Source organism: Sphingomonas sp. DBB INV C78 (assembly GCF_042693015.1).
GTDB lineage: Bacteria > Pseudomonadota > Alphaproteobacteria > Sphingomonadales > Sphingomonadaceae > Sphingomonas_E.
In genome coordinates this window covers 1151095-1161924 of the sequence record NZ_CP170544.1, presented here as the reverse complement: position 1 = coordinate 1161924, position 10830 = coordinate 1151095, and the positions used below count along the sequence as shown (strand labels likewise).

The window sequence follows — 10830 nt, the reverse complement described above, 5'->3', positions numbered from 1 at the left end:
CATCCCTAGCCCGCTTTCCGTCGAGACTGTCAGAACTTTGTGCCGACCTTCAGGCCGATCGTCCGCGGCTGCGTCGGGTAGGTATAGATCTTGCCGCCGATCGTGGTCAGGCCATCGGGGTCACCGCAGACGAATTCGCCGCACTGGATGGTCTTGCCGACCGCGCCATTCACGTCGAACAGGTTGCGGACGAAGGCTTCCACCGAGAACCGCTTGCTGTTCGCGCCAAAGCTGAAATCGACCGTCGTATAGTCCGGCAGATCGCCGACGATCGGACGGACGGCGGTGCGCAGATCGGTTGTGCGCTTGCCTTCATAGACCGCACCGGCCTGGAAATAGGCATTCCAGTCGCCGCTGACCGGGAAGTCGTAGCGCGCGACGATATTGCCCTTGAACTTGGCGGTGATCGGCAGTCGCGTGCCGGCCGGCGCCAGCAGTTCGTTCGGATCGCCAATGCCGTCAGGATCGCCGTCCGGGCCGGTGATGTCGGGGCCGGGGATCGAACAATCGAAGGCAAGGTTGGCGAACTTGCAGAAATCCTCGGTTATCTTGGCATCGTTATACGATCCGCCCGCGCTGATCGTCAGGCCGTCGATCAGCTTCAAGGCCAGGTCGAACTCGGCGCCGCGAATGCGGGCGTTGCCGGCGTTGCGGATTTCGGTGAGGCCGTTGGCGCCGAGGAAGCTCAGCTGAATGTCCGTCCAGTCGAGCTGATACACCGCCAGGTTGAAGCGCACCTTCCGATCGAACAAAGTCGATTTCAGGCCGATTTCATAATTGTCGATGAAGTCGGGCTGATAGGGCGGCAGCGTACCGCGACGGTTGATGCCGCCGGGGCGGAAACCGCGGGAAACCGTACCATAGACCAGAACATCGTCGTTGAACTTGTAGGTGACGTTGATCCGGTGCGTGAAATCGGTGTCCTTGGTGCCCTTGTCGAGATTGGTGCAGGGCGAACCCGATACGACGGGCGGGCCGAAACAGGCTGCTTCGCCTGTGCGGGAACTATAGCCCGCCGCATAGCCGAAGAATCCGACCAGATCATTGTCGTAGCGGAAAACGCGCGCGCCGAGCGTGACGGTCAGCTTGTCGGTCACGTCCGCGGCAATCTCGCCAAAGATCGCATAGTCGCGATCGGTGCGAAGCTGCTTGGTCAGCCAGATATTGCTGTCGGTCCCGCTGACGGTGATCGAATCGGCAATATTGTCGATGATATAATTCTGTTCGATATTATGCTTCTGGATCTGATAGAACAGACCACCGATAAACCGGACGCGATTTTCCGCCGGCGAAGAAAAGCGCAATTCGTGGCTTTGCTTGGTAAAGGCGTCCGTCGAAACAATATACTGGTTCGGGTTCACCAGATTACCGTCATTGTCGACGAAATAGGCGCCGTACCCGGATAGCGCATCATAGAAATAGGCGTAGTCGGAATAATCCGACTGACCGTCGACGGTGCGCTTCAGATAGGATCCGGCATAGGTCATATCCCAGCTGCCGATCTTGCCTTCAAGGGTCAGTGAGGCCTGGTACCAGCGGTCATTGAACCGCTCGGGGTTGAACTGCTGGACCTGCAACTGCTTGAGGCCCGACTCTTCGGCGAAGAAGCCGTGGCTGACCTGCTTCTGGCCCATGATCTGGGGGGTGACCGTCCAATTCTCGTCGAGATCGATCTTCAGCGCGGCGCGGCCGCCATAGGTTTCGACGTCGTTATAATCCTTCTCGACGAACTCATCATTGTTCATCGTGATGCCCGATGACGGGAAGGTCAGCGATCCTGGGATATTGTCGATGAAGCCCGCATCCTTCTTGTACCAGCCGACGACGCGGATGGCCGCATTGTCGCTGATCGGGGCGTTGATGAAGCCTTCGCCGATATAGCCTTCGCCGCCATGGGCGACAGTGTTCACTTCGAGATCGGCGCCGCCGTAGAAGGATCCGGTTTCGGGCTTGTTGGTGATGATGCGGATCGTGCCCGCCTCGCTCGATGCGCCATAGAGCGTGCCCTGGGGCCCGGCCAGCGCCTCGACGCGGGCGATATCATAGATATGGATGTCGAGCGCGCCCTGGATCGTCGTGATCGGCTGCTCGTCGAGATAGGTGCCGACCGACGGCAGCGATGCCGAGTGGTTGGCGATTTCGCCCGAGGCGACACCGCGGAAATAGACGTTCGATCCGCCCGGACCGGTGGTCTGATAGGAAAGACTCGGCAGGTAACGGGCATAGTCGTCGAAATCGGTGACCTGCAGCTGTTCCAGCTTCTCGGTGCCGAACGCAGTGATGGCGATCGGCACGTCCTGAAGATTCTCGACACGCTTCTGGGCGGTCACGACGATCTCGTCGAGCGCCGCCGGCGCGGCCGCCTGTTGCGCCATTGCCGCAGGGGAAAGCATGGTCGACGCGAGCAGTGCGGTGCCTGCCGGTACGCCCTTCACAAAGATATGATTCAGCCGCGAAACGCCGATGGCCATCGTCTCTAACCCCCAATGCTTGAGCCGACTATGTGCTGCTTTAAGCGCAGCTTTATGGGGGGAAGCTCCATCTTTAATCGACGGTCGTCAATCACCCTTTGTTGCAGGGCAGCAACAGTCAGATGACAATCTGGGGATAAGTATCCGCAAGCCCGCCCAACGCCGCCCGCAACGGGCCGAGATGCCGGTCGAACGCCTGCCATTGTTCGACGCCGGAACGGAAGATGGGCTGCCGCACCTGCTCCGAACTCGCGGTGCGGACGGCGCGATCGGTCTCATGAAAATGCAAGCAAGCGGGATCGAACGGAACGCCGATATGGTCCAGCAACCGCCGCACTTCGGCCTCGGTGTCGTCGACCATGGTCTCATAATGGACGCGGTGCACCCGCCCCGGCAGCGCGGCGTCGATCGCCGCCATCAGCCGCACATAATCCCGATAATATCGGCCCATGTCGTCGAGTGAGTAGCTGAAGGCCTGGCCGCGGGCGAAATGCTGCTTGAAGTTCGAAAAACAGCAGCCGAGCGGATGACGCCGCGCATCAATGATCTTCGCATTGGGCAGGATGAGGTGGATCAGCCCCGCATGCAGCCAGTTGTTCGGCATCTTATCGATGAAATAGGGCCGGTCGGTCTTGCGGTGGATGCGGGTGCGTTCGAGATATTCCTCGCCCAGCGCCGCGAGTGCTGCGGCATCCAGATCGGCAAGTATTTCCGGGTAGCGCCCCTCGCTCGATCGGATCTTATCGCCACCGATACGGCGCGCCATGCTGATGATATCGGGAAGTTCCTGCGTGCCCTCGATCAGCGGGTGGCTGGCCAGGATCTGCTCGATCAAGGTCGATCCCGCGCGCGGCATGCCGAGCACGAAGATCGGGTCGGGCGCAGTGCATCCCTGCCCTGCCCTCGCCGCGAAGAAGTTCGGCGTGAACATCGCAATGCACCGATCCACCGAAAGGCTCGTTGCATCGACATCATAATCGAGCTGCTCGCGCCGCAGCCGATTGCCCTCCGCATAATAAGTGAAGGCCTGGTCGGCGTCGCCGGCATCCTCATGCGCCTTGCCGAGCGCGAAGTGGAGGTGGAGGCGATCGTCCACCGCCAGTGCTTCGGTTTGCGCCGCTGCCTCCATCGCCGCGACATCAGCCGCATCGAAGCGCACCGTCTTCAGATTGGCGAGGCTCCACCATACCTCGCCCAAGGTCGGCGCCAGTGCGAGACTGCGACGATAAGCCGCAATGCTGTCGGCCTGGCGCCCCACCGTCTTCAACGAATGGCCGTAGCTCATCCAGATCTTCGGCTCGTCGGGGCGGGCCGCCAGCACAGCCTCAAAGTGGATCAAGGCATCGGCATAATCTCCGATGCGGCCAAGTGCCGCGCCCTTGAGATTGCGATAGGCGGGATTGTCGGGCTCAGCGACAAGCAGATGATCGAGCTCCGCAATCGCCTCGACCGGCTTGTTCTGGCGGTAGAGCACGGTTGCCAGGTTGAAGCGCGCCGCGGTGAATCCGGGCGCCAGCTCCACCGCTCGGCGGAGCAGGTTTTCGGCGTCGCCATAGCGGCCGATCCGCCCCGCCAGTTCGGCCAGCATTCTGATGGCGGCAACGTCGGTGGGGAATTGCTTGAGATGCGGCTTGAGGATGCGTTCGGCGACACCCAACCGATTATCGCACAGCGCCTCGGCCGCCTCGCGCAGCCGCGGGTCGTTGATCGACGACCGAATGTGCTGCGCATAGGCCGCATCCGCAGCCTCATTGTCGCCCGTCAGGATATATTGGTCGCCCAGCGTCCGCCAGGCATCCGCCGAACCACGATCGTGGACGACCACGCGGCGCAGAACCGCAATCGCGTCCTCGCTACGACCCAGTGAGGCCAGCGCACGCCCAAGCAGCGTCAACGCCTTGGGATGCTCCGGCACCACTTCCAAGATCGCTTCCGCCTGTTCGGCCGCCAGCGACGGGTTGGAGCGCAGCAGCTCGCGGCCATGGGCGAGTGCATCCCCCAGCTTCGCCGTCGATTGCACTGCGCTCGCCATACCCGGTCAGCCCCTCATCCCGTCCAAGGCATGAGTTGTGGCGGGAAAGATGTCGGGCTTCAAGCGGCGCTCAGGGGAGTTTCGCCTTGGGAAAGCCCTGCCAGCAGGCGTCATAATCCTGCTGGAGCGTGTCCAGCTCCATCGCATGGGCCGTGGGCGCGAAGGGCCAGCGGCTTTCGAACATGAAGGCCATCGTGCCGTCGATCTTGTGCGGCGCAAGCACTGCCTCGCTCGCCGCAGCCCAGCTCGCAACGTCAGGCCCGTGGCTCGACATCAGATTGTGGATGCTAAACGCGCCCGGCGCGAAACCTTCGGCCTTGGCGTCATAGGCACCGTGGATCAGGCCCATGCACTCGCTCATCACGTTGCGGTGGAACCAGGGCGGGCGGAACGTATCCTCCGCCACCATCCAGCGCGGCGGGAAGATCACGAAGTCGCAATTGGCTGTGCCGGGCGTGTCGGACGGCGCCGTCACGACCGTGAAGATCGACGGATCGGGATGATCGAAACTGACCGTGCCGATCGTATTGAAGTTCGCCAGATCATATTTCCAGGGCGCGAGATTGCCGTGCCAGGCGACCACGTCGAGCGGCGAATGATCGAGCGTCGTCATCCACAATCGCCCACGATATTTCTGGATCAGTTCGAACGGCTCGTCGCGATCCTCGAACCAGGCCTGCGGCGTCAGGAAATCGCGTGGATTGGCAAGGCCGTTCGAGCCGATCGGCCCGAGATCGGGGAGGCAGAAGCCGGCCCCATGATTTTCGCCGACATAGCCGCGCGCCGCGCCATCCGGCAGTTCGGCCCGAAAGCGCACGCCCCGCGGGACAAGGCCGATCTCGCCCGGCGCCAGATCCAGCATGCCAAGCTCGGTCAGCAGTCTCAGCCGCCCCTGCTGCGGCACGAACAGCATCTCCGCATCGGCATTGAAGAAGGCCCGCGCGGCCATGTCGCGATCGGCACGATAGAGATGGACCGTCACGCCATCCATGCCCGCCGGATCGCGATTTGCCGCCATGGTCGTCATGCCGTCGATCAGGTCAGCGCCGACACCGTCGACCGGCAATGGCGACCAGCGGAGCCGATTGGGTGCCAGCGGCGCGTCCCAGCCGTCGATGGTGAAGGCGCGCGCGCCCGTGTAAGGCCGATAGGCGCCATGCTCCCCGCTCGGCCGCAGCCGATACAGCCAACTCCGCCGGTTTTCTGCCCGCGGCGCGGTGAAGGCCGTGCCCGAAAGCTGCTCGGCATAAAGCCCAAAGGCGGGCCGCTGCGGCGAATTGCGCCCGTCCGGCAACGCACCGGCCACGGCTTCGGTGCTGAAATGATTGCCGAAGCCAGGCTGGTAGCTGGCCGTCACCACTGCACCGGCACGCTCAACCTGCTTAAGCATCCATTCCTCCACGTCGGCCGCGCTCGTCAGGCCTCGACCTGCCCAGGGATCACACCGCGGCGGATCTGGTCGAGTTCCAGGCTTTCGAACAGCGCCTTGAAATTGCCCTCGCCGAAGCCATCATTGCCCTTGCGCTGGATGATCTCGAAGAAGATCGGCCCCACCATATTTTCAGTGAAGATCTGCAGCAGCAGGCCGCCGCCCGTCTCCGGCGCGCCGTCGATCAGGATGCGGCGCTTGCGCATCTCCTCGACATCATGGCCGTGGCCCGGCAGGCGCTTGTCGATCATGTCGAAATAGGTATCGGGGCTGTCCTGGAAGCGAATGCCGTTGGCGCGCAGCCGATCGACCGTCGCGAAGATGTCGTCGGTGGCGAGCGCGAGGTGCTGGATGCCCTCGCCCTTATATTCCTTCAGGAATTCCTCGATCTGGCTGTGCTCGTCCTGGCTTTCGTTGAGCGGGATGCGGATCTTGTCGTCGGGCGCGGTCATCGCCTTCGAGAAGAGGCCGGTCGCCTTGCCCTCGATGTCGAAATAGCGGATCTCGCGGAAGTTGAAGATACGCTCGTAGAATTCGGCCCAATGCGCCATGCGGCCGCGATTGACGTTGTGGGTCAGGTGGTCGAGCGTATGCAGCCCGACCGAGCGCTCATCGCGCTTGGCGCCCGGCACCGGCTTGAAATCCACGTCATAGATTTCCTGCGCACCATAGCGATCGACGAGATAGAGGTTCGATCCGCCGATCCCTTCGATCGCCGGGATGTTGAGTTCCATCGGCCCGACGGGCCCCACAACCGGCTTCGCGCCGCGCTTCACCGCTTCCTCGAACGCTTGGGCGGCATCATGGACGCGGAACGCCATGGCATTGGCCGACGGGCCATGCGCCTCGCGGAAATCGGCGACCTGGCCGATAGCATCCATGTTAAGCAGAAAGTTGATGTCGCCTTGCGCATAGCGCCGGACATTCTTGGAGCGGTGATCGGCCAGATGGGTGAAGCCCATCGCCGTGAACAGGGCCGCTAGCGCTTGCGGATCGGGGCCGGTGAACTCGACGAATTCGAACCCGTCGAGACCCAGCGGATTGTCATGCGCGTCGGCCATATCACTCACTCCTGAAACCAGACCAATATCGTATCAGTTGAAACTATGCACCACAAGCTTCGGCGGCGGCTTCCACCCGGCGAAGCAGGCTTTCCAGCGCACCGCGTTCCCACTCGGCAAAGCCTGCCAGCAACCGCGCTTCCAGCGCCAGCGCCTCGGGCGCAACGGTCTCGTAAAGCGTGCGGCCTTCCGGCGTCAGCATCAGGCGGTGCGATCGCTGATCGCTGTCGTCGGCGGAACGCGCGATCAGCCCCCTATCCTCCAGTGCCTTGGCGGCTCGACTCACCGTCACCTTGTCCAGTTTGGCACGTGAAACGATACCGCGCGGGGCAAGCGGAGCGCCTTCGCCGAGGATTGCGACCACCCGCCATTCCGGGATGCTGATGCCGAAACGGCGCTGATACAGCGTGGCGATAACCGCACTCGCCGCATTCGCCGCCACCGACAGACGATAGGGTATGAAGCTGTCGAGCTGGAGCGGTTGCGCGGCCATGAACCCATCATGCCTCAATCATCTTATAGTTTCAATTGAAACATTATCAGGGTTAAGCGGCCCTAGCCCTTCGACACGGGCGCAACCCGGCTGTATCTTGTTGGCGATTCGGGAAAACATGCAGGGTCGCGCCGCATCGCAACGGATCATCGCCGCAACCCGCGGTCCGACTAATCCGTAAATGGCGTAACAGGCGCACAAGCGCGCCCTGAAGCGATCCGGAGGCCCGATGGGCTGGGGTGGGGAGACGGAATTGCGCAGCTTTCTTGGGATTCGTTCGGTCCTCGGCGCGGGGGCGGCGCTGGTTGCGCTCGCCTCCCCGGCACTCGCGGCGCCCGGTGGCCGGCCCAGCCTGCAGGACAGCTTCCGCCTGGGCGGCCAGCAGGGCGCGTTGTGTCAGATCCAGTCGACTGCAGTCGATCCTGCCATCGTCGGCATGTTCGATCGCGCTTACGCCATTGTCTGCCGCGATGCCGCGACCCCCATCGGCCGCATCTATGCGCTGCGCACCAACGAGGGCGATCCTGCCGCCCGCCTCCAGAAGATCCGTGCGGAACGCAGCACCTGCGGGGCGGCGACGGGCCAGGCGACACTCGACGATGTCGGCGCGGTTTCGGTCAGCGATTGCAAGCTCAAGGACAATGATGTCGAATATCGCGTCTATTCGGCGCCGCGCGCCAAGACGCTCTACGTCGCCGAGGGCCTCACCGGCTATGACAGCGCGCTGACGCTGGGTCTGCGCACCATCGCGACCGACCGGATGATCGAAGGCACGGTCGACGTCGCCACTACCGCCGTTTCCGATCCCGCGGCCTTCGCCCGCGTCCAGGCCGGCACGCTCGATCTCGAAAGCGCGTTGGCGGAAGGCTATCGCCGAAACAATAGCGGCTCCTATGCCGAGGCCGCGGAGTTCTTCGACGCGCTCCTCCAGCGGGCCGAAGGCGGCAAGATCAGCCAGGCCGCGCTCGGCGAATATGTCATCAATCGCGCGCTTCAAAAATCCAACCTCGGCGAATTTGCCGAGGCCGATGCGCTGTTCGATCAGGCCGCCAAGATTCCGACGTCCGATCCGGTCCAGCTTCGTCTGCGCCGTAATTTCATGGCGATGCATCTGATCAACCAGCGCAAGCTCGCCGAGGCCACGGCCGAACTCGAACGCCCGCTAGCTCCGGTCGGTCGCGCGCTCACCGTCGCGGCGCCGGGCGAGATCGACGTCGACGCAGCCGCCGAGCTCAACAGCGGCGTACCGCTGGTGCGGCAATTGGGCGGCACCGAGGCCACCACGCTTACCCTCGCGGAAAAGGCTGCGATCCTCGACGCCCAGGCACTGCAACTGCGCGGCACGGTGCTGCGCCTGCAGGGACAGCCCGGCCTCGCGCGCGAAGCGTTCACCACCACGCTTGCGCAATTGATGGCGATCCGCGAGGGACGCGTCACCTCGATCACCCGCCTCCGCGCCCAGACGATGGCGGAGCTGTCCGCCGTGGCCGAAGCCGCCGGCAATTATGGCGAGGCAGAAGCCTTGCTGCGCGACGGGCTTGGCCTGTTGCGCGCGGAATATCCCCGCTCGATCGCCGTCTCCGCGTCCGAAGCGCGGCTAGCCGCTTATCATACGCGTCGCGGACAGAATGACACCGCACTCGGTCTCTATCGCGACGTCATCAACTCCGTCACCGAAAATGGCGGCACGACGTCGGGCTTCGAAAATCTGCTCGGTCCCTATTTCGCGCTGCTCGCGGGCCTGATCCCCAAGCAGCCAGCGTTGGTCGAAGATTTCTTCCTCGCGAGTGAAACCCTCGTCCGCCCCGGCGTTGCCGACACGCAAGCCATTCTCGCCCGCGAATTGAGCGGTGGCAGCGACGATGCCTCCCGCCTGTTCCGCCAATCGGTGACGCTGACCCGCGATATCGAGCGGGCCCGAGTCGAATATGCCCGCCTGGCCTCGCTTGCGGCGCCGACGCCCGACGATCAGGCGCGGATGGCGACGGTGCAGGAAAGTCTGCGCGCGCTGGAGGCCGATCAGGTCGCGACCCAGGCGAAGCTTGGACAATATCCGCGCTATCGGGCGGTTTCGACGCAGGCCATGGCGCTCGGCGAGTTGCAGAAGGCACTGCGGCCCGGTGAGGCCTATCTGAAGCTCGTGCTCGTCGGTAATGCACTCTACGGCATCTGGGCAACGCCGACCGAGGCTACGGCCTATCGCGCCGGGGTGAGCGCCAGCGATCTCGACCGCAAGGTCGATCGGCTGCGCAACACCATCTCGGTTGAGGAGAATGGCGAGCGGCTGACCTACCCGTTCGATCTGAAGCTGGCCCGCGAACTCTATGTCGAGTTGATGTCCCCGATTGGCGATCGCCTCACCGGCGTGAACCATCTGGTCTTCGAGCCAGCGGGCGCGATGCTGCGGCTGCCGCCCTCGCTGCTGGTGACCGAGCAGGCCGGGGTCGATGCCTATTATGCGCGGCTGAAGAAGCCCAAGGCCGACGATTTCGATTTCCGCGATGTCGCCTGGCTGGCGCGCAGGGCGGAAATCAGCACCGCGGTCTCCCCTCGTGCATTCCGCGACGTGCGCGCCGCTGCCCCGTCGGCTGCGAAGCATGAATTTCTTGGGCTCGGCCAGAATGCTCCGGTCAATCCGTTCGTCCAACTGACGTCCAGCCGCAGTGTCTCGGCCGAAGGCGCGGTCAATTGCGATTGGCCGCTCGAAGCGTGGAATGCGCCGATCAAGGCCACCGAGCTCAAGACAGCGGAATCGATCATCGGCGGCGGCGAGTCGGCGGTCATTACCGGCGCGGCCTTTTCCGACACCGCGGTGCTCGCGAAGCCCGATCTCAACCAGTATCGCATCCTCCATTTCGCGACGCACGGCTTGGTCACCGCGCCGCGCCCGGAATGTCCGGCACGCCCGGCTTTGCTCACCTCCTTTGGCGGGGAGCAGTCCGATGGCCTGCTGACGTTCAAGGAAATCTACGATCTGCGGCTCGATGCCGATCTCGTGATCCTTTCGGCCTGCGACACCGCCGGCAAGGCGACCGTGGCAGCCACGCGGGAGGCGGGCGTCACCAGCGGCGGCGGCAATGCGCTCGACGGGCTGGTGCGCGCCTTCATCGGCGCCGGCGGCCGATCGGTTCTGGCGAGCCACTGGCCCGCGCCCGACGATTTCCAGGCGACCGAACGGTTGATCGCTGGCCTTTACGAGGCCAAACCCGGCACCTCGATCGCCGGCGCGCTCAAGACTGGCCAGTTGATGCTGATGGCGGATGCCGCGACATCGCACCCATATTATTGGGCGGATTTCGTCATCATCGGCGACGGCGCCCAGCCCGTCCTCAAACCGCGCTGAC

Annotated in this window: 6 protein-coding genes; 1 reads left to right on the top strand and 5 read right to left on the bottom strand. The window is 63.5% G+C overall.

Translation table 11 applies throughout. The annotated features are described in order from the left end of the window. Positions 1-29 precede the first annotated feature (29 nt). From ACFB49_RS05540 to ACFB49_RS05520, 5 genes are all read right to left on the bottom strand, one after another. On the bottom strand, positions 30-2471 hold the full coding sequence (locus ACFB49_RS05540) for a TonB-dependent receptor (RefSeq protein ID WP_380876995.1): 2442 nt from the start codon (positions 2469-2471) through the stop codon (positions 30-32). Positions 2472-2589: 118 nt separating this feature from the next. Further along, entirely contained in the window at positions 2590-4503 is a 1914-nt protein-coding gene (locus ACFB49_RS05535) for a sulfotransferase (protein WP_380876992.1), read from the bottom strand. Between the two features lie 70 nt (positions 4504-4573). Then, positions 4574-5893: a homogentisate 1,2-dioxygenase gene (gene hmgA / locus ACFB49_RS05530; RefSeq protein ID WP_380876989.1), complete on the bottom strand. Its 1320-nt coding sequence runs from the start codon at positions 5891-5893 to the stop codon at positions 4574-4576. 26 nt (positions 5894-5919) lie between these two features. Beyond that, on the bottom strand, positions 5920-6993 hold the full coding sequence (gene hppD / locus ACFB49_RS05525) for a 4-hydroxyphenylpyruvate dioxygenase (protein WP_380876986.1): 1074 nt from the start codon (positions 6991-6993) through the stop codon (positions 5920-5922). 43 nt (positions 6994-7036) lie between these two features. Beyond that, positions 7037-7486 carry a MarR family winged helix-turn-helix transcriptional regulator gene (locus ACFB49_RS05520; RefSeq protein ID WP_380876983.1) on the bottom strand — a complete coding sequence of 150 codons (450 nt, stop codon included), beginning with the start codon at positions 7484-7486 and terminating at the stop codon, positions 7037-7039. 253 nt (positions 7487-7739) lie between these two features. On the opposite strand from ACFB49_RS05520, the gene ACFB49_RS05515 reads away from it, so the two are divergent. Next, positions 7740-10829 (top strand): CHAT domain-containing protein, encoded by a 3090-nt coding sequence (locus ACFB49_RS05515; protein WP_380876980.1) that lies wholly within the window; start codon positions 7740-7742, stop codon positions 10827-10829. The last annotated feature ends 1 nt before the right edge of the window (position 10830 follow it).

Excerpts from the sequence above, each read along its gene's own strand:
- ACFB49_RS05540 (WP_380876995.1), bottom strand. The coding sequence starts at position 2,471 with ATGGCCATCGGCGTTTCGCGGCTGAATCATATCTTTGTGAAGGGCGTA.
- ACFB49_RS05535 (WP_380876992.1), bottom strand. The coding sequence starts at position 4,503 with ATGGCGAGCGCAGTGCAATCGACGGCGAAGCTGGGGGATGCACTCGCC.
- hmgA (WP_380876989.1), bottom strand. The coding sequence starts at position 5,893 with ATGCTTAAGCAGGTTGAGCGTGCCGGTGCAGTGGTGACGGCCAGCTAC.
- hppD (WP_380876986.1), bottom strand. The coding sequence starts at position 6,993 with ATGGCCGACGCGCATGACAATCCGCTGGGTCTCGACGGGTTCGAATTC.
- ACFB49_RS05520 (WP_380876983.1), bottom strand. The coding sequence starts at position 7,486 with ATGGCCGCGCAACCGCTCCAGCTCGACAGCTTCATACCCTATCGTCTG.